Consider the following 18,648-nt stretch of genomic DNA (forward strand, 5'->3'; position numbering starts at 1 on the left):
GGCGGTTTTTTTATCGTCCGAATCCGCTCAACGGCGCTCAAGTTCGGCATGCGACAACCGATACCGTGACCGTGATAACAAATCGAGTCACACTGTTTTCCGATAGATGGCATGTCGCCACCATGTGTCATCCCGTAGTATTCGCCGCCCGCCGTGGAGTCGCTGCATGTTCAAGAATCTCTCGTTGACCGCCAAGCTTTCGTTGGTGCCCGCCGTCGCACTGCTCGGGCTGATCCTCTATGTCGGCTATACCTCGCTGCAGCTGTCGGCGACCGATTCTCGGCTGCAAATGCTTGAAAGCCAGAGCTACCCGACACTGGAAAAGGCCGATGCGGTGATCTTTCAGTTTTCACGCATTCCAGGGCTGCTGAACAACGCTGTTGCGGCGGGCGAAGCGGGCATTCTCGGCGAAGCGCGCGACGTGCTGAGCGAGATAGATGCGCAACAGCAGGCGCTGGCGACGCTTCTCAGTGGCCAACCTCAACGCCGACAGGCGCTCGATAGCTGGCGCAATGCGGTGAAGGGCTACGCCGACAATGCCCTCGGCGCGTCTGCAAAGCTGATCGATGGCAGCGCTTCGTTTGATGACCTGCGACCGAGCCTGGATCGCATGGCCAGTGATCTGGCTCAGGCGCAGAAACTGGCCAGCGACTTCCGTGCCGGTGCCTACGCCGACTTCCAGCAAACCCTCGCGGAAACCCGCGAAGCCAACGAAACCACCACGCGCCTGGGCATCATCCTCAGCCTGGTGCTCGTCGTCGTGGTAGGCCTCGGTGCCTGGCTGGTGATTCGCAGCGTCATGATCAACGTGCGTGGCGTGATCGCATCGCTGCAATCGATCGCCCGTGGGGATGGCGACCTCACCCAACGCGTGAATGTGAAATCGAACGACGAAATCGGCGCCATGATCGAGCTGTTCAACGGTTTCCTCGACAAGTTGCAACGCACCATTCGCCAGATCATCGAAGCGGCGAGCCCGCTCGGCCAGGTATCGAAAGAACTCTACAACCTGACCCAGGGCTCGGAAGAAAACGCCAAGTCGCAGCAGCACCACACCGACTCGATTACCCGCGACATCCTCACCATGACCGGCAGCATTCAGGAAGTGGCCCAGCGCTCGCAGCAGGCCTCCGAAGAAGCCAACTCCGCGGCTCGCCAGGCCACTACCGCGCGGGAGCATGTGAGCAGCTTGTCGAAAGGCATCACTGACTTGGGCAACAGCGTGATGAGCGCCGTGCAGGCCATGGAGCAACTGGAAGAGGAAACCCAGGAAGTCGGCTCGGTACTGACCGTGATCCGCAGCATTGCAGAACAGACGAATCTGCTGGCGCTCAACGCAGCCATCGAAGCCGCCCGTGCCGGCGAGCAGGGCCGCGGGTTTGCCGTGGTCGCCGATGAGGTACGCAACTTGGCGCAGAAGACGGCGGCCTCCACCGCCGAAATCCAGCAGATCATCCAGCGCCTGCAAACCAGCGCCAACACTGTGCTCAATGTCATGAACAGCAACGGGGAGAAGTCCCGCTCGAGCATCGAACGCTCGGTCGAAGCCACCCAGTTGCTCGAAACCATCGCGCGCACCGTCAACCAAATCGACGAACTCAACGCCGGCATCGCCCAGTTCACTCAGGAGCAGATCGGCCTGTCGAGTTCCATCCAACAAGAAACCCAAGTGTTGCAGCAGGACGCACAAGCAACCGCAAACGGCGCCGAAGCCACTGCTCGTCTCGGCGAGCAACTGGTCAGTACCGGCGACCACCTGCGGGCGGCCACCGCCCAGTTCCGCGTTTAATCAGTGTTAGGAGCATCACCCATGACCGCAGTACGTATCATAAGCCTGGCAGCTGCCTGCCTGGCAGCAACACCCGCATTCGCTCTCGAGCAAGGCGAGCACCGCTTCAACGGTTTCGGCACCGTAGGCTTCACCCACCTGGGTGGCGAAGACGACGGCCGCGGCTATGGCGTCCAGAGCCAGACCAACGATTCCTGGCGCGGCGATCAGCTGTCCAAGTTCGGCGCGCAGCTGAGCTATGGCATTACCGATACCGTCGGCGTGACCGTTCAGGCCACCGCCAAGGCGCAGCAGGATGAGTGGAAGGCCAACCTCGAGTGGGCGTACCTGTCCTGGCAGACCAATGACCAGTTGATGCTCCGCGCCGGCCGCCTGCGCAGCCCGGTCTATATGTATTCCGAAAGCCTCGACGTCGGCTACAGCTACCCCTGGCTACGTCTGCCCGACGAGGTGTATAGCCAGGTCCAGGTGACCAGTTACGAGGGCGTCGACGCGGTCTACACCGTTCCGCTGTCCTATGGTTCAGTGACGCTCCAAGTAGCAGGTGGTCAGTCAAAGAACCGTGATTACTACGCCTACGACGAGCGGTTCGATATCGACTACGACAAGCTGTTCGGTGCCAGCGTGAGTTTGGCCACGAACGATTTCGGCACGCTGCGTATCGGTTATGTCGAAGCGGACATCAAGACCGATGTCAGCGGCACGGTGGACGTCGGCGGCGGCATGATGATGCCCCTCAGCCTGCTGAGCCTCGATAAAGAGAAGGGCAAGTTCACCTCGATCGGCTACCAGTACGACAACGGCACCTGGGTCAGTAGCAACGAGTGGACCTCGCGCATGATCGAGAACGACGACATGGAGTCGATCGATTCCTTCTACCTGATGGGTGGTCGTCGCTTCGGTGACTTCCTGCCGCACGTGACCTATGCGCAGCTGGATGACAACGGTGGTCGCCAGTCCTCTTGGACCCTGGGCCTGAACTACCAGGCCGCCCCGACCGTCGTGGTCAAGGGTGAGTACAAGCGCGTCGACACCAAGAACGGCTATGACGGCGTGTTCACCCGCAGTGCGCAGGAGGTTTTCAACAACGCTGTGTACGACCTCAGCGCTGGCACCCTTGGCGCCCCGGCCCGCAACTACGACGGCGACATCGTTTCCGTCGGCGTCGATTTCGTATTCTGAGGAGCGTCAAGATGAAAACATCCCTTCGCATCCTCGGCAGCGCAGCCCTGCTCGGCATGATTTCCATGGCTCAGGCCGAAGTCGCCGTAATCGTCAATCCAGGCGCGGCCAAGGCACCCTCGCAGTCGGACGTCGCCAACATTTTCCTGGGCAAGGACAAGTCCATGAAAGGCGTTGACCTCAAGGACTGGACACCGGCCAAGGAGAGCTTCTACTCCGCGGTCACCAGCAAGAACGAGTCGCAGCTGAAGTCGTACTGGTCCGGCCTGGTGTTTACCGGTAAAGGCCAGCCGATGGCCAGCGTGGCCGATGACGCCGCGATGGTCGCCAAGGTAGCGGCGGAAGCCGACGCCATTGGCTATGTCGACAGCGCCGCGGTCAACGATTCGGTCAAGGTGCTATTCACCCTTCCGTAATCGATGAAGCGAACAGAAACCGCCCCTCGGGGCGGTTTTTTATTGCCTGCAAATCCATCGGCGGCGCTTTGTCGTGAGCTGACCCGTGTCAGCCGGTCGTAGCGCACAGGCGACTAGACTTACGTCCAATGTGCCCTTGGGGCGCCTCCGCCCACCATTGGGCGCTAAAAAATGGAACCGAACCATGAGCAAAGCCGATGCTTACGCCGAGGCAGGCAAGACCGCCGTGCTGCAGAACATCCATGGAACCATGGAGTTTCTACGCAAGTACCCGCCGTTCAACCAGATGGAACCGGGGCATCTCGCTTATCTGGTTGAAAATTGCCAGTTACGGTTTTACAGCGAAGGCGACTGCATCATTTCGCCGGATGATGGCGTCGTCGAGCACTTCTACATCGTCAAACAGGGCCGGGTCCACGGGCAGCGGCCGCATACCAGCAAGCGCGGAACAGACACCACGTTCGAAGTGATTGTCGGCGAGTGCTTTCCCATGGCCGCGCTGATGGGCGAGCGCGCGACTCGCACCGGCCACTTTGCCGCCGAAGACACGTTCTGTTTTCTGCTGAATAAACCGGCGTTCGTCAAGCTCGTCTCCAAGTCCGCGTCATTCCGCGACTTTGCCATGCGCGGTGTCAGCAGCCTGCTTGATCTGGTCAATCAGCAGGCGCAAATGCGCGCGGTTGAAAGCCTGGGCGAGCAATATTCGCTGGAGACCCGCATCGGCGAGCTGGCGCTGCACCACCCTGTGTCCTGTCTGCCCTCACTACCGCTGGCCGAAGCGGTGGGGCTGATGCATGAGAACAACGTCGGCAGCATCGTGATTACCGACCTTGAGCTGCATCCGCAGGGCATCTTCACGCTACGCGATCTCCGCCGGGTCATTGGCACCGGCACGACCGACCTAGCGGTGCCGATTGCGCAGTTCATGACGCAGGACCCGTTCTACCTGCCGCCGGATGCAACGGCCTTCGACGCGGCGATCGCGATGACCGAGCGGCATATCGCGCACGTCTGTGTCGTCGAAAAAGGCCTGCTGAGGGGCGTGATCTCGGAGCGGGATCTGTTTTCGTTGCAGCGCGTCGATCTGGTCCATCTGGCCCAGGCCATTTCCCACGCTGACAGCATTGAAACGCTGGTAATCATCCGCAGTCGAATCCAGCAGTTGGTCGACAACATGCTGGCGCATGGCGCTTCGTCAACGCAGATCACCCACATCATTACGCTGCTCAACGACCATACGGTCTGTCGCGTGATCGAGCTGGCCATCGAAACGCTTGGCGACCCCGGCATCGCGTTCACTTGGCTGTGTTTCGGCAGTGAAGGGCGCAGAGAACAGACGCTGCATACGGATCAGGACAACGGCATGCTGTTCGAAGCCGCCGACGCAGCAGAGGCCGCCCACATTCGTGGAACGCTGTTGCCGCTTGCCGAGCTTATCAATCGCAACCTGGACACCTGCGGCTTCACGCTGTGCAAGGGCAACATCATGGCCAGCAATCCGCAGTTGTGCCTGTCTCGGCAGGAATGGCGCCGGCGTTTCTGTTCGTTCGTTCGCGAGTCGACCCCGGAGAACCTGCTCAGCAGCAGCATCTATTTCGATTTGCGCGCGGTCTGGGGGCCCCAAGAAGGGTGCGAGCAATTGCGCAGCAACATGCTGGAGGAGATCGGTGAGAGCCGGCTGTTCCAACGCATGATGGCCGAAAACGCCCTGCGTCATCGCCCACCGGTGGGCCGCTTCCGCGATTTCGTGGTGGCCCGCAAGGGCGAAGGCAAAGCGACGCTGGACCTCAAGGTGCAGGGACTCACGCCCTTCGTGGACGGTGCGCGGGTGCTCGCACTGGGCCATGGCATTACCACCTGCAATACCCTCGACCGGCTGCGCCAGCTGGTCGAACGAGACGTGATCGATGAAAAGGATGGCGCGGCCTATGAAGAGGCCTACCATTTCATCCAACAGACGCGCATGCAGCAGCACCAGCAGCAGGCACGCGAGGGCCGGCCCTATAGCAATCGGCTTGACCCGGACACCCTGAATCACCTGGACCGGCGTATCCTGCGTGAATCCTTTCGCCAGGCCCAACGTCTGCAAAGCAGCCTGGCGGTTCGCTATCAGTTATGAATATGCCTTGGTTCAAACATCGCGGCCCGATTCTCGAGCTGGAACAACTTCTACGACGTGATCGGCTTGGGTTACCCGCCGAGCTGGGCCTTTGTCCACTAAATGAGCAGCGGATGGTGGTGCTGGACCTCGAAACCAGCGGCCTGGACATGCGTAGGGACATCGTCCTGTCTATTGGCGCCGTGGTCATCGAGCATGGCGGCATCAACCTCGGGAATCAGTTCGAGTCGACACTGCTCCGGCCGGCGCAGAAAGTGAGCGAGAGTGTGCTCATCCATGGTATTGCGCCGAGCGAACTGGAAACGGGCGAGAACCCCGCCGACGCACTGCTGGACTTCATGGAGTTCGTGGGCGACAGCCCGATCCTCGCGTTCCATGCCAGTTTCGACCAGCGCATGCTGACCCGCGCCCTGAAGCAATCGCTTGGCTACAAGCTGAAGCATCCTTTTATCGATGTGGCGGAGCTCGCGCCGATGCTCTGCCCCGACAACCGTCCCCGGCAGAACGGCCTGGATGACTGGTGTACCCACTTTGGCCTGCATGTCTTGCAGCGCCATCACGCCAGCGCCGATGCACTGGCCACCGCAGAGCTTGCGCTGATCCTCTTGAGCAAGGCGCGGCGTCAGGGTCTGGATAGCCTGACCGCGCTGAATCAGCGCTTGGCCAACTGGCGTCAGCGGCAGCAAGCGCAGTTCATGTAGCGGATCCATCCGAAGCCCATCAGCTATAGGACGGAAATGCCGTCTACGCCCGCCACTGTGCTGATGGCGACACGTTACGGCCACGTTGAAACGTAAGGGACCAGCTAAGCGTCGTCGGCCCGCCCGGACGTGGCGCACTGAACCGCCTGCGCAATTGCCCGCCCTCTAAACGATGTCAGTTACTACCGAATCCGTTGACCAGACCTGGCGCTGGCTACTTCTTTTCACCGATACAAACAGCCCGATAAAGCGGTGCGTCGGTATCCAGTTTTGTCATGGTTTCGAATTTAGCCTGACCTGCCTCGTTCAGTCTGAACATGGTCCGCTCGTTGCACAGCAGTTGATGAGGACCGCTCGTCACGGTAGACATCAGGTGCTGCTTCTTGAAACGGTATAGAACGAAACGGGCAACGCGCCCCTGACTTGTCTCTCCAATCTGCGCATTCGCGCCGTCCAGCACCGTGTAGCCCAGCGGCATCGGGAACAGCATGGTCCATGGGCGCCACAACATTTCGCCCTCTTCGCTCGCCACCACCACGGACCCTTCCGGGAGCCGCGCTTGCTTGGTTTCGAACCAGGTGTATTCGTAATTGATGGTGTAAGCGAGCATACCCAGTCCGGCAAATGCCGGAACGATCCACTTCGGCAGCCTCTTGCGGGACAAATTGCGCAGCAACAGCGCGATACCCGCGCCTGCCACCGCGGCAACGATTGCAGCGATTAGATGCCAGATCATGTACTGCTTCCTTAAAAAAATCGGGCTTCCAAATGGAAGCCCGACTTGTGCCTCAACCGCGGATCAGATGCAACATCCGACCTCTGGCTGCATTAGTGATCAAGCGCAGCGCCAGCACCCTTCGGGGTACGAACGCTTTCAACCAGATCCTGAATCGCTTGTGGCGGTGCCTCGGTGGCCATTGACACAGCGTAGGCTACTGCGAAGTTGATGATCGCGCCTACTGCACCGAAGGACAGCGGGGAGATACCCAGCATCCAGTTGTCAGGGGTGTTGGCGAAGGACGCCGTGCCCGGAATGAAGAACCAGCCGAGGTACAGGAAGATGTAGAGCAGTGTGGAGCACAGACCCACAATCATGCCTGCAACCGCGCCTTTGCTGTTCACGCGCTTGGAGAAGATACCCATCATCAGCGCCGGGAACAGGGAAGCTGCGGCAATACCGAACGCCAGTGCCACCACCTGTGCCGCAAAGCCAGGAGGATTGAGCCCCAGCCAGGTTGCCAGGACGATCGCAAAGGCCATCGAGATCCGCGCAGCCAGCATTTCCCCTTTCTCACTGATCTTCGGATTGATGATGTTCTTGATCAGGTCATGACTGATGGCTGATGAGATCGCCAGCAACAGGCCAGCAGCCGTCGAGAGCGCAGCTGCAATACCACCCGCAGCGATCAGACCGATGACCCAACCCGGCAGGTTGGCGATTTCAGGGTTTGCCAGAACGATGATGTCGTTGTTAACGGTCAGCTCACTGCCACTCCAGCCACGCTCAGCAGCCGTCGGAGCGAAGTCAGCGTTAGCATCGTTGTAGAGCTGGATACGGCTGTCGCCGTTCTTGTCTGCCCACGAAATCAGGCCAGTTTCTTCCCACGTTTTCATCCAGTCAGGACGCTCGTCGAAGCGAATCGCTTCAGCCTGCGGACCTTCAGGATAAATGGTGTCCAGCAAGTTCAGACGAGCCATGGCACCAACGGCCGGAGCAGTCAGATACAGCAGCGCGATGAACACCAGCGTCCAGCCAGCAGACCAACGAGCGTCGGCCACCTTCGGTACGGTGAAGAAGCGAATGATTACGTGTGGTAGACCAGCAGTACCGATCATCAGCGACAGTGTGAACAGAACCATGTTCAGCTTGTTGTCGACGTCAGCGGTGTAGTCCTGGAAGCCCAGATCATTCACGACAGCGTCAAGTTTCTCCAGCAGCGGCATACCGGACTCGACGTGAGTACCGAACAGGCCGAACGCAGGAATCGGGTTGCCCGTCAGCTGCATGGCGATGAACACGGCCGGGATGGTGTAAGCGATGATCAGTACGACGTACTGAGCAACCTGCGTGTAGGTGATGCCCTTCATGCCGCCGAATACGGCGTAGCAGAACACAACCGCAGCAGCGATCCAGATACCCATGTCGTTGCTTACTTCCAGGAAGCGCGAGAACGCCACACCGGCACCGGACATTTGTCCGATTACGTAAGTTACGCAGATGAGAATCAAGCAGATAACAGCAACAAGGCGCGCGCCACGGCTGTAGAAGCGGTCGCCGATGAAGTCCGGCACGGTGAACTTGCCAAACTTGCGCAGGTACGGCGCGAGCAGCATGGCCAGCAGCACGTAGCCGCCGGTCCAACCCATCAGATAGGTTGAAGTGGCGTAACCGCCGGAAGCGATGATACCGGCCATGGAAATGAAGGATGCCGCAGACATCCAGTCCGCCGCAGTCGCCATCCCGTTAGTGACCGGATGAACGCCACCACCGGCGACATAGAACTCTTTAGTCGATCCAGCACGGGCCCAATATGCGATACCGAAGTACAACGCAAAGGAAGCCCCCACGAACAACATGTTGATCCAAAATTGACTCATGCTGGCTTACTCCTCAACACCAAATTTCTGGTCCAGTTTGTTCATCCGCCACGCGTAGAAGAAGATGATCACTAGAAACGTCAGAATGGAACCTTGTTGAGCGAACCAGAACCCCAAGTCCGATCCCCCAACTGGGATACCGGAAAGCAGTGGACGCAGGACTATGGCGAAACCATATGAGACTAGAGCCCAGACTATCAAGCTCCATGTTATGAGGCGAACATTCGCCTTCCAGTACGCATCAGCATTTCTTTTGTCGTCGTCGGCCATGACGTTCTCCGTCTTATTTTTATTACGGGTAAAGGGAACCACATCGTGAATTTAGCAAGGATGGTTCACGGAAAGATAGCCCCGACTTTAGTCTGACTGCGATTAACTGCACCTCTGAATGAGCCTAGCCAGGGCATCGCCGGCCTGAAGGGAGCCGCCCGTTTGTTACTGCTGCAGCCCACTACTGAAGGCCGTCTGCCGCAGCGTTGCAGGAGCGGCTGTTTGACTATGAAGCATCGCGGAAAGCCAACCGGCGGCCGCCACAGACGCGCGATCCAAGTCGACTCTTTTTGACTCCCCGGTCACAAAGCCGATCGCTTAGTTTGAATATAGAACAAGAGCCTTAATAAACCGTTAATTAATCTTTAATTAACCTGTAAGCTCAAAACAATATCTTTGATTAACTTAACGAAGTACTGATAAAGACAGCAACTAGCTCGCGAAATTATTTCACAACCATAAACAAGTAAGCATTCGCTTAGAGTTGTTTAAGCGGTTACCCGCTGAGCAACGGCCGACTACCTGCCGAGTTCATGCTGCACACCACAATGATCATTGACGTGCAGCCTGAACCGAGGCGCGGGAAAGCGTTCGCCGGCACGTGGCGGGCGGAAGCCCGCGCTACGAAGGCGGGGGGCTCAGTGAGGAGATGCGATTCGGCTGCGACGGGTTGCTACCTAGGCCGGCGCTGAGCGACGTGCGTAGTGCGCACCCTCAACACCGCCCTGTTCGGCGGAGCATTCCTAGCAGGTCGGGCGACCGGCCGTGTATTTCTGAGCGGGATCGATGGCGGCCTCAAGGTCACGGATAGCCGTCGCGCCAATCAGCAGCGGATAACGGAAGTGACTGCGGTCCGTAAGGTTCACTTCCGCGTCTTGCAACTGATTGCCGATGCACAATTGCATTTCAACGACCGGCCGCTCGGCAACATCGGGGCCTCGTTCGAGGTCGGTGTCGTCATCCGGGTCCGCCTCTTCTGCGCGAGTCTTGATCTCGGCAATCCGCGCCAAAGGGCGCTCATACAGCGTGTCACCGGCGCCTTCGACGGCCAGCCGGAAGCGCACCCAGTCTTCGCCATCGCGCTCGAAGCGCTCGATATCCGTTGCCGACAGCGAGGCGGTCATTGCGCCGGTATCCATCTTGGCTTTCAGGGTTTTACCGAGGTCTTCGATTTTGATCTGTTCATACCGGCCGAAAAGCATGGGCTCTGCGGCGATAACGGGAAGAGATAACGCGCTTAGCAGCAGTAAAACACGGGACAAAACAGCCTCCTTTGAGGTTCCGATGATTTCTTTCGGACCAATCAGCACCCGCATCCGTTCCGCCCGTTGTGGTCCGTTCCGCCGGGCGCCACGCGACGGCTCCATAGCCCTGTTAGACTGCGCATCACTTTTTCTGCAGATGATCACCGTGCCCAGTTCAGCCTTCGCCACCCTCCCCCTCAGCCCCGCCATACTGGCTAACCTCGACGCACTTGGCTACACCGAGATGACGCCCATTCAGGCTCAGAGTTTGCCCGTGATGCTCAAAGGCATGGACCTCATCGCGCAGGCCAAGACCGGCAGCGGAAAAACCGCGGCCTTTGGCATCGCGCTGCTGGAACCGCTCAACCCTCGTTATTTCGGCTGCCAGTCGCTCGTCCTCTGCCCAACGCGTGAGCTGGCTGATCAGGTTGCAAAGGAGCTGCGGCGCCTCGCGCGCTCGGCCGATAACATCAAGATTCTCACGCTCTGTGGCGGTGTTTCGATCGGACCACAAATCGGCTCGCTGGAGCATGGCGCGCACGTCATCGTGGGAACGCCGGGACGCATTCAGGAGCACCTGAAGAAGGGCACGCTCAAGCTCGACGGCCTCAACACGCTGGTGCTCGATGAAGCCGACCGCATGCTCGACATGGGCTTCTATGACGCCATTGCCGAGATCATCGGACAGACCCCGAGCAAGCGGCAGACACTCCTGTTCTCGGCGACCTACCCCGCCGGTATCAAGCAGCTCTCCGCCACCTTCATGCGCGACCCGCAGCAAGTGAAGGCCGAAGCGTTACATGACGATTCCCAGATCGAACAACGCTTCTACGAAATCGACCCGGACGACCGGATGGACGCCGTGGTGCGCATCCTCGCCAGCTTCCGCCCTGAAACCTGCGTTGCCTTCTGTTTTACCAAGCAGCAGTGTCAGGAGTTGGTCGACCAGCTCAGCGCCAAAGGCATCTCTGCCATGGCACTCAACGGTGACCTGGAACAACGCGACCGCGATCAGGTGCTGGCGATGTTCGCCAACCGCAGCCTGTCAGTGCTGGTCGCTACCGACGTCGCCGCGCGGGGGCTGGATATCGACGCGCTGGACATGGTGATCAATGTCGAGCTGGCGCGCGATTCGGAGATTCATATTCATCGGGTCGGGCGCACCGGACGTGCCGGCAAAAAAGGGATCGCGATCAGCTTGGTTGCACCCGCTGAGGGCCATCGCGCCCGAGCCATCGAAGAGCGTCAAAAGGCGCCACTCAATTGGCAACCGATAGGCGATCTGAAAGCGCAGCCCGGCGAGCCCTTGCAGCCGCCGATGGTCACGCTATGCATCGGCGCCGGGCGCAAGGACAAGCTGCGCCCAGGTGACATTCTCGGCGCTCTTACTGGTGATGCGGGGATACCGGGCACTCAGGTTGGCAAAATCGCGATCTTTGATTTTCAGGCCTTTGTGGCGGTGGAACGTGGCGTCGCCAAGCAGGCGCTCGGCCGGCTAAACGCGGGGAAAATCAAGGGACGTTCGTTGAAAGTAAGGCAGCTTTAGGCGGGACGCTGGACGCTGGACGCTGGACGCTGGACAGACCGTAGGGTGGATCACGCTTCACCGATCCACCGAACCAAAGCAAGGTGGATGTAAAAAGCGACATCCACCCTACGACAGGCCGGACGCTTTCAGGTCCCGCCTCCGCCGCTCCCGTTACAGCGACCCGCGCGCCCAGGGACCCCAGATGGCGAAAGTAATACCAGGGGTCTGGATATTCACGAATAGAAAATGTCCGCTCGGATCGAAGCAGGCGCCACAGAACTCCCGATTGCGGTAATCGCCACCTGATACGTTCTTGCCGGCCGCCGCGGCCTGGACGTCGTCGAACACCACGTTGTTCTTGGCGAAAATGTACGCCTCACCCGCCGTGGTCAGCCCCAACAGGCGCTCGCCGAAGCCGTAATCATCCTGCGCGCCGCCGCCATCTTCGCAGAGCAGCAGGCCGCCGCGTGGGCTGACGGTGATGTTATCGGGGTTGTTCGCGACCTCGGCGTCTGTCGAGGCAAAGATGCAGGTCAGCCGATCGCTCGCCAGATCATGCATCCAGACGGCACCGCGTCCGTAGCCAGCGCGGCCCTGGTTGTCGGTGCCAGCGCTGGTATCGACGATGTAGAGCTTGCCTTCGCTGTACCAGATGCCTTCGCCACGGCTCATGCTCAGGCTACCCGCCTGCCGTGCTTGAGCGAAAGGACCGCTCCCTTCAGGCTGCGGCTCGAGGTCGGGGTTAGGCACTTCCACCCATTCCAGTTGATAACTGTCGCCCTGCTTCGGTGCGTGCAGGTCGACCAACGCGCGGTTGCGCACCCGTGCGGCCTGCAAAATACCGCCAGCGATGAGCGAGCCTGGTTGCTGGCTGGCATCGGTGGGGATGTACCGGTAATAGCCAGAGCGGTTCCGGGCGTCTTCCGTCAGGTAGACATAGCTGTTGCGCGGGTCAACCGCGACCGCCTCATGGGCGAAGCGCCCCATCTGCACGATCGGTTGACCGGTGGTCAGCGCAGGGTCGGCGGTCACTTCGAACACATAACCGTGGGCACGGCCGCCTACGCTGGTGTAGTCGGCGGTCGTTTCTTCACAGGACAACCAGGTGCCCCACGGCGTTACGCCGCCGGCGCAGTTGGTGCGTGTACCGCCCAGGCTGGGCACGGTGCGTACCGGCTGATCGATACCTCGCGAGACATACAGATTGGTGGTGCCCCCGGCGGGGCGCTGGCCGTTGGACAGGGTCACGCCATCATAGACACCGTTGGCTTCAATCAGCGGACCGGTGCTGGCTTCATGGTTACGCACCAGTACGGTCTCGGGGCCGTTGGAACCACGCCGCACGTCAATCACGCCCATACCATCATGGGACGTGGGAACGGGCTGGCCGTTTTCCATCAGGTCGCCGGTCCATGAAAACGTCTTGTATTGGAAGCCGTCCGGCAGTTGCAGCAGTTCAAGGCCAGTGCTCAGGTCCTTTGTCGGACGCAGCGGGCCGTAACTGCTGCGAACCAGGCCAGCACCCCGACCACGTGCGTTACGCGCGGCGAAGGCTTCAAGCGTGCCGAGAAAGGGGGTGGTGGCGACCACCGCGGCAATAGCGCTGCCCTTGAGCAGGTTGCGGCGGCTGGCGTCGTGTTCACGGTTCATGCGTTGTCCTCTTTTATGGGAATGGGGAGGGGCGCATGAATGAAGCCAGGCAAATGCGGCAGAACAATGACCAAGTCATGGCGTTCCGGTTATGCGGGACGGACGGTATAACCTTTGCAGCGCCAGCGGTGACCTCCGACCGACTCGGGCGTCCAATCCTTTTCCCTACGACAAGCAGGCGACCGTCCATGCGCTCACCCTCGCTCAGCCACTCTCTTCGCCGTCTCTGGGCGCTGGAGAAGTTCGGCTACAGCCTTCGTGTATTGATCGCGCTGGCCGGAAGCATGGGGTTGAGTTGGTACCTGCAGCAGCCTTCGGTGGTAATTCCGCTGTTTCTCGGGGTGATCGCCAGCGCCCTCGCGGAAACCGACGACAGTTGGCTCGGCCGCATCTCGGCATTGCTGGTCACGTTGTTGTGTTTCAGCATCGCCGCCGCGTCCGTACAACTGCTGTTCCCCTACCCCCTGTTATTCGTCGCCGGCATGGCCGCGTCGGCGTTCGCTCTGGTCATGCTGGGCGCCTTGGGCGAGCGTTACGCAACGGTCGCTCAGGCCACGCTGATTCTGTCCATCTACAGCATGATCGCCGCTGATCAGCGCGGCGGCGCGGCGCTTCATCCCTGGAGCGACCCGCTGCTCCTGCTCGCCGGGGCCAGCTGGTATGGGCTGCTGTCCATCGCCTGGAGTGCGCTGTTCTCGAATCAGCCGGTGCAGCAGAGCCTGGCCAGGCTCTATCGTGAGCTGGGTCAGTATTTCAAGCTCAAGGCGTCGCTGTTCGAGCCGGTGCGCCAACTGGATGTTGAAGAGCGTCGGTTGCAACTCGCTCAGCAGAACGGTCGGGTGGTCAGCGCGCTGAACGCCACCAAAGAAACACTGCTGCATCGCCTCGGCAACGGCAGACCCGGATCGAAAATCAGCCATTACCTCAAGCTCTACTTTCTCGCCCAGGATCTGCACGAGCGCGTCAGCTCCTCGCACTACCCGTATCAGGCGCTGGCCGGCGCCTTTTTCCACAGCGATGTGCTGTTCCGCTGCGGTCGGTTGCTGCGGCTACAGGGCGTAGCCTGCGCCGAGCTGGCGAATGCCATTCAGCTGCGCCAGCCGTTTCGCTATAGCGAGGCCAATGCGCAGGCGCTGGCTGACCTGGAGTCGTCGTTGGAACACTTGCGTATGCAAAGCAACCCCGCCTGGCGGGGACTGTTGCGCTCGTTGCGCGCCTTGTCGGGCAACCTGGGGACCATGCAGACCCAGCTCGCCAGCGCCAGCAATCCTGACGCACTGGAAGGTGAACAGGACAGCAGCTTGCTTGACCGGGAGCCACAATCATTACGCGACGCCATCGCGCGGATCCGGCTGCAATTGACGCCCACCTCGCTGCTGTTTCGCCACGCCCTGCGCATGAGCGTGGCGTTGGTGTGCGGTTACGCTGTTTTGCATGCGATTCACCCGGATCAGGGCTATTGGGTGCTACTCACCACCGTATTCGTCTGCCAGCCAAACTACGGAGCCACGCGAATCAAACTGGTGCAGCGCGTGACGGGCACCATGCTGGGCCTGGTGGCGGGGTGGGCGCTGTTCGATCTGTTTCCCAGCCAGCAGGTTCAAGCGCTGTTCGCGGTCATCGCCGGCGTGGTGTTCTTTGCCACACGAAGCAGCCGCTACACGCTTGCGACGGCCGCGATCACCTTGCTGGTGTTGTTCTGCTTCAACCAGGTAGGTGACGGCTACGGACTGATCTGGCCGCGCCTGGTCGATACGCTACTGGGCAGCCTGATCGCGGCGGCTGCGGTGTTCCTGATCCTCCCGGACTGGCAGGGCCGACGGCTCAATCAAGTGGTCGCCAACACACTGAGCCGGAGCGCCGATTACCTCAGACAGATCATGCGTCAATACGAGAGCGGCAAGCACGACGATCTGGCCTATCGGTTGGCACGGCGCAACGCGCATAACGCCGACGCAGCGCTATCGACGACCTTGTCGAACATGCTTCTGGAACCGGGTCATTTCCGCAAGGATGCCGAAACCGGCTTTCGCTTTCTGATTCTCTCGCACACCTTGCTCAACTACCTCTCCGGCCTCGGCGCCCATCGCGAGAGCCTGCCAGATGATGCCCGCGACGAATTGCTGGACAGCGCCGCACAGGCGTTGGCCAACAGCCTCGACGAGATGGCGGCAGCGCTGCAGAACAACCAGCCGGTGGCGGTTTACAGCGAAACAGAAGAAGCCTTGGCGCAGCAGCTCGAACAGGCCACCGATGAGATGGACGACGCGCACCGCCTGCTGCAGACGCAGCTCGGCTTGATCTGCCGGCAACTGGCGCCCCTTCGCAGCATGGCCGCGCATCTGGTCAAGAAGCAGCCGCTTCAGGGCTGAGGCCGCGCCTTGGGGACCTGCAACCCCTGGCGGCGAAAGATTGCCGCGTAAGTGCCGTCTTCCACCATCAGGGCGATCTCCCGCTCGAACGCTTCGATGATCTCCGCTTGCTGTGGATGGTTATTGCGTACCACCAGCGACAGGTGACGTTCGCTGAATTCACCCGGAACGAAACTCAAGCCCTCACTTACGTCCTTGAGGGTGCGGTTGAAATGAAACCGAGCCGTCCGCTCATCCTCGAGGGTCAAATCGACCCGGTCCGCCAACAACATTCTGGCCGCCTGGATAAAATTCGTCGCGAATCCCTTGTTCAACTGGTCATCGTTCGCCAGCTCGTCGCTGTACGCGTACCCACGGCTCAGGGCGATGCGGTACGGGCGAAGACTTTCCGGTCCGTCGTAGTGGATGTCATCGCCGCGACGCTTGATCCAGCGCACACGGTTACTCATAAAAGGCCGACTGTATCGTGCGTAGTCCTCGTGCCTGACCGTGTGCCAGTCGTTGATAAGGTCGTACTTGCCGCGCTGCAGCCCGAGCACTGCCCGCTCCCACGGCACCTCAACGTACTGGACCTCATACCCTGCCCGGCCCAGAGCCGTACGGATGAGGTCTACGGACAACCCATCCTGGGGCAAGCGACGGTCGGTATAGGGCGGCCAACAATCAGCCGCCATGGTGAGCACCTCTGCAGAAACCGAAGCGCTTGCGATCAGTAACGCCGAGCCTAGAAGCCGTTTGATTCCTTTCACACTGCCCTCTCGTCGTTCATGGCGAAGCGCTACCACCCCAAGCAAAGCACAAAACCGAGCGATTGACGTCTTCGTCTCGTCGGCCCGGCAACGCTCGAGCTGCAGCCCCCCAGCCGCAGGAGTACCATCTCGCGATTTCCTGGCGAGGTGATGGGTGGTGCAGACGGACGTGGTTGTAATCGGCGCAGGTGCCGCCGGGCTGATGTGTGCGTTCACGGCGGCTGCGCGCGGTAGAAAAGTCATGTTGCTGGATCATGCCAACAAGGCGGGCAAGAAGATCCTGATGTCCGGTGGCGGACGCTGCAACTTCACCAACTTGTACACCGAGCCGTCGAACTTCCTTTCTGGCAATCCGCACTTCTGCAAATCGGCCCTGGCGCGTTATACGCAATGGGATTTCATCGAGATGGTCAGCCGTCACGGCGTGCCGTACCACGAGAAGAAACTGGGTCAGCTGTTCTGCGATAACAAGGCCAGCGACATCCTCGGCATGCTCCTCGAGGAATGCGAGCAGACCGGTGCTGACCTCCGACTGAACACCAGCGTGCAGAGCATAGAACGAACCGAACACGGCTACCGGCTGCAGAGCAGCGCCGGCGAAATCGCTTGTCAGTCGCTGGTCATCGCCACCGGTGGCCTGTCGATTCCGACCCTCGGTGCCAGCGGCTTTGGCTATCAGGTTGCCCGGCAGTTCGGGCATAGCGTGCTGCCGACCCGTGCCGGCCTGGTGCCGTTCACCATCACCGAACCACAGCTCAAGGCCATGTGCGAGTCGCTCTCCGGCACCTCGGTTGAAGATTGTCTGGTCAGCTGCAATGGCGTCAGCTTTCGCGAAAACATTCTGTTTACCCATCGTGGATTATCCGGACCGGCCATCCTCCAAGTGTCTTCATACTGGCAACCGGGCGATACCATCGAGATCAACCTCCTGCCACAGTTGAACCTGATCGAGTGGCTGCAAGCGCAGCGCAACGAGCGCCCTAACTCTGAGCTCAAAACCCTCATTGGCGAGCTGTTCACGCGCAAGATGGCGGGATTGTTGACCGAGCACTGGTTCGTGTCCAAACCGCTCAAGCAACACAGCACGGCAGAACTTGAAGAGGTTGCGCAGAAGCTCGGCAGCTGGCAGCTCGTTCCGGCTGGGACAGAGGGCTATCGCACCGCCGAAGTGACACTGGGTGGTGTGGACACCCGAGAGGTTTCATCCAAAACGATGGAGTCTCTGAAAGCGCCCGGGCTGTACTTCATCGGCGAAGTGCTGGACGTGACCGGACATTTGGGCGGATTCAACTTTCAGTGGGCCTGGGCGTCCGGTTACGCGGCAGCGCAATACGTCTGACGTTAACGGTAAGAACGCCCTGGTATAGGACCCGATCACTCGTTGGACAGGTTCGACGGCGGTGACACCTCGCGGGGGCCAGCCGGATCGGTGGCAGTGTTCTGGTATTCCTGCTGGTTTTCGCTGACGTTGTCCATCGCGGAAGGTTCGTCATCCGGGGAACAGGCTGCCAGCGCCAACACGAGCGGTAGCGCTGCGGCGATGGCAATGCATTTCGATGTCATATAAATCTCCTCAGGGGGATGGGTCGACGGATCGCACGCACCCCCACATGATTGATCACCCTTACTGGGCAGCGCCCGTACCGGTGCCGGTGGTATTGGGGGCGGTTCCAGCACCTGACTCAGTGCCCAGGCCACTGCCGTTATCTGCCGGCGCGGTGCTCATATCGCCCGACGGGCCAGTGGTCATGCCGGTTCCGGGAGGCGTATCGGGACCCGCGCCGACACCAGTCCCCGTTGTGCCTGGCCCTGTACCCACCCCAGTGCCAGTGCCAGTGCCAGTGCCAGTATTGGACGGCGGTGTGCTGGTCGGTTGCGGTGGTGCCGGCTGCTCTGTGGTGGGCTGTGGCGGCATTTCTTCACGCTCCGGTTCGTCCGGGCCACAGCCGACCAACAACAGACCTAAAATCGGCGCAGATAGATAAGCAAGACGCATGGCAATCTCCAGAAGGGTTAAGGACCGACGACAG

Annotated in this window: 16 protein-coding genes; 8 read left to right on the top strand and 8 right to left on the bottom strand. The window is 60.2% G+C overall.

The window, feature by feature from the left end; translation table 11 throughout:
• Positions 1 to 166: 166 nt before the first annotated feature.
• The 5 genes from K4O48_RS18030 (at position 167) to K4O48_RS18050 (ending at position 6,207) form a co-directional block, all read left to right on the top strand.
• Complete coding sequence (locus K4O48_RS18030) at positions 167 to 1,789, top strand: methyl-accepting chemotaxis protein (protein ID WP_222909719.1); 1,623 nt, start codon at positions 167 to 169, stop codon at positions 1,787 to 1,789.
• A 21-nt stretch (positions 1,790 to 1,810) separates the two neighbouring features.
• The gene (locus K4O48_RS18035) at positions 1,811 to 2,971 is read left to right on the top strand and encodes a porin (RefSeq protein ID WP_222909720.1); all 1,161 of its coding nucleotides are present in this window, start codon (positions 1,811 to 1,813) and stop codon (positions 2,969 to 2,971) included.
• A gap of 11 nt (positions 2,972 to 2,982) precedes the next feature.
• Positions 2,983 to 3,387 (top strand): phosphate ABC transporter substrate-binding protein, encoded by a 405-nt coding sequence (locus K4O48_RS18040; RefSeq protein WP_222909721.1) that lies wholly within the window; start codon positions 2,983 to 2,985, stop codon positions 3,385 to 3,387.
• A gap of 184 nt (positions 3,388 to 3,571) precedes the next feature.
• The gene (locus K4O48_RS18045) at positions 3,572 to 5,506 is read left to right on the top strand and encodes a putative nucleotidyltransferase substrate binding domain-containing protein (protein WP_222909722.1); all 1,935 of its coding nucleotides are present in this window, start codon (positions 3,572 to 3,574) and stop codon (positions 5,504 to 5,506) included.
• Positions 5,503 to 6,207 carry a PolC-type DNA polymerase III gene (locus K4O48_RS18050; protein ID WP_222909723.1) on the top strand — a complete coding sequence of 235 codons (705 nt, stop codon included), beginning with the start codon at positions 5,503 to 5,505 and terminating at the stop codon, positions 6,205 to 6,207. Before K4O48_RS18045 ends, K4O48_RS18050 begins: the two co-directional genes overlap by 4 nt.
• A gap of 214 nt (positions 6,208 to 6,421) precedes the next feature.
• On the opposite strand, the gene K4O48_RS18055 is transcribed toward K4O48_RS18050, so the two are convergent.
• The 4 genes from K4O48_RS18055 to K4O48_RS18070 all read right to left on the bottom strand — a co-directional run bounded on the left by K4O48_RS18055 (position 6,422) and on the right by K4O48_RS18070 (position 10,337).
• Positions 6,422 to 6,943 (bottom strand): hypothetical protein, encoded by a 522-nt coding sequence (locus K4O48_RS18055; RefSeq protein ID WP_222909724.1) that lies wholly within the window; start codon positions 6,941 to 6,943, stop codon positions 6,422 to 6,424.
• Positions 6,944 to 7,035: 92 nt separating this feature from the next.
• Positions 7,036 to 8,805: a sodium:solute symporter family protein gene (locus K4O48_RS18060; protein ID WP_222909725.1), complete on the bottom strand. Its 1,770-nt coding sequence runs from the start codon at positions 8,803 to 8,805 to the stop codon at positions 7,036 to 7,038.
• A 6-nt stretch (positions 8,806 to 8,811) separates the two neighbouring features.
• On the bottom strand, positions 8,812 to 9,075 hold the full coding sequence (locus K4O48_RS18065; RefSeq protein ID WP_222909726.1) for a DUF4212 domain-containing protein: 264 nt from the start codon (positions 9,073 to 9,075) through the stop codon (positions 8,812 to 8,814).
• Positions 9,076 to 9,818: 743 nt separating this feature from the next.
• Entirely contained in the window at positions 9,819 to 10,337 is a 519-nt protein-coding gene (locus K4O48_RS18070) for an ATP-dependent zinc protease (RefSeq protein ID WP_222912153.1), read from the bottom strand.
• Positions 10,338 to 10,485: 148 nt separating this feature from the next.
• Here K4O48_RS18070 and dbpA point away from each other — a divergent pair, with 148 nt between their 5' ends.
• Positions 10,486 to 11,865 (top strand): ATP-dependent RNA helicase DbpA, encoded by a 1,380-nt coding sequence (dbpA, locus tag K4O48_RS18075; protein WP_222909727.1) that lies wholly within the window; start codon positions 10,486 to 10,488, stop codon positions 11,863 to 11,865.
• Between the two features lie 153 nt (positions 11,866 to 12,018).
• On the opposite strand, the gene K4O48_RS18080 is transcribed toward dbpA, so the two are convergent.
• Entirely contained in the window at positions 12,019 to 13,497 is a 1,479-nt protein-coding gene (locus K4O48_RS18080; protein WP_222909728.1) for a PhoX family protein, read from the bottom strand.
• 188 nt (positions 13,498 to 13,685) lie between these two features.
• On the opposite strand from K4O48_RS18080, the gene yccS reads away from it, so the two are divergent.
• Positions 13,686 to 15,869, top strand: a complete 2,184-nt coding sequence (gene yccS / locus K4O48_RS18085) for a YccS family putative transporter (RefSeq protein WP_222909729.1) — start codon at positions 13,686 to 13,688, stop codon at positions 15,867 to 15,869.
• Here yccS and K4O48_RS18090 read toward each other — a convergent pair.
• The gene (locus K4O48_RS18090; RefSeq protein ID WP_260523661.1) at positions 15,860 to 16,618 is read right to left on the bottom strand and encodes an ABC transporter substrate-binding protein; all 759 of its coding nucleotides are present in this window, start codon (positions 16,616 to 16,618) and stop codon (positions 15,860 to 15,862) included. The two genes, yccS and K4O48_RS18090, sit on opposite strands and share 10 nt — an antisense overlap.
• A 154-nt stretch (positions 16,619 to 16,772) precedes the next feature.
• On the opposite strand from K4O48_RS18090, the gene K4O48_RS18095 reads away from it, so the two are divergent.
• A complete protein-coding gene (locus K4O48_RS18095) occupies positions 16,773 to 17,957 on the top strand; it encodes an NAD(P)/FAD-dependent oxidoreductase (RefSeq protein WP_222909730.1) in 1,185 nt (394 codons plus the stop codon).
• A gap of 35 nt (positions 17,958 to 17,992) precedes the next feature.
• Here K4O48_RS18095 and K4O48_RS18100 read toward each other — a convergent pair whose 3' ends face one another.
• Together K4O48_RS18100 and K4O48_RS18105 are read right to left on the bottom strand one after the other, a co-directional pair.
• The gene (locus tag K4O48_RS18100; protein ID WP_222909731.1) at positions 17,993 to 18,181 is read right to left on the bottom strand and encodes a hypothetical protein; all 189 of its coding nucleotides are present in this window, start codon (positions 18,179 to 18,181) and stop codon (positions 17,993 to 17,995) included.
• Positions 18,182 to 18,242: 61 nt separating this feature from the next.
• Positions 18,243 to 18,614, bottom strand: a complete 372-nt coding sequence (locus K4O48_RS18105; RefSeq protein WP_222909732.1) for a hypothetical protein — start codon at positions 18,612 to 18,614, stop codon at positions 18,243 to 18,245.
• Positions 18,615 to 18,648: the final 34 nt, after the last annotated feature.

This window comes from Pseudomonas sp. DNDY-54 (genome assembly GCF_019880365.1).
GTDB classification, from domain to species: Bacteria; Pseudomonadota; Gammaproteobacteria; order Pseudomonadales; family Pseudomonadaceae; genus Stutzerimonas; species Stutzerimonas stutzeri_P.

Bases quoted from the DNA above. Each gene is read 5' to 3' on its own strand.
- K4O48_RS18030 (WP_222909719.1), top strand. From the start codon at position 167: ATGTTCAAGAATCTCTCGTTGACCGCCAAGCTTTCGTTGGTGCCCGCC.
- K4O48_RS18035 (WP_222909720.1), top strand. From the start codon at position 1,811: ATGACCGCAGTACGTATCATAAGCCTGGCAGCTGCCTGCCTGGCAGCA.
- K4O48_RS18040 (WP_222909721.1), top strand. From the start codon at position 2,983: ATGAAAACATCCCTTCGCATCCTCGGCAGCGCAGCCCTGCTCGGCATG.
- K4O48_RS18045 (WP_222909722.1), top strand. From the start codon at position 3,572: ATGAGCAAAGCCGATGCTTACGCCGAGGCAGGCAAGACCGCCGTGCTG.
- K4O48_RS18050 (WP_222909723.1), top strand. From the start codon at position 5,503: ATGAATATGCCTTGGTTCAAACATCGCGGCCCGATTCTCGAGCTGGAA.
- K4O48_RS18055 (WP_222909724.1), bottom strand. From the start codon at position 6,943: ATGATCTGGCATCTAATCGCTGCAATCGTTGCCGCGGTGGCAGGCGCG.
- K4O48_RS18060 (WP_222909725.1), bottom strand. From the start codon at position 8,805: ATGAGTCAATTTTGGATCAACATGTTGTTCGTGGGGGCTTCCTTTGCG.
- K4O48_RS18065 (WP_222909726.1), bottom strand. From the start codon at position 9,075: ATGGCCGACGACGACAAAAGAAATGCTGATGCGTACTGGAAGGCGAAT.
- K4O48_RS18080 (WP_222909728.1), bottom strand. From the start codon at position 13,497: ATGAACCGTGAACACGACGCCAGCCGCCGCAACCTGCTCAAGGGCAGC.
- yccS (WP_222909729.1), top strand. From the start codon at position 13,686: ATGCGCTCACCCTCGCTCAGCCACTCTCTTCGCCGTCTCTGGGCGCTG.
- K4O48_RS18100 (WP_222909731.1), bottom strand. From the start codon at position 18,181: ATGACATCGAAATGCATTGCCATCGCCGCAGCGCTACCGCTCGTGTTG.
- K4O48_RS18105 (WP_222909732.1), bottom strand. From the start codon at position 18,614: ATGCGTCTTGCTTATCTATCTGCGCCGATTTTAGGTCTGTTGTTGGTC.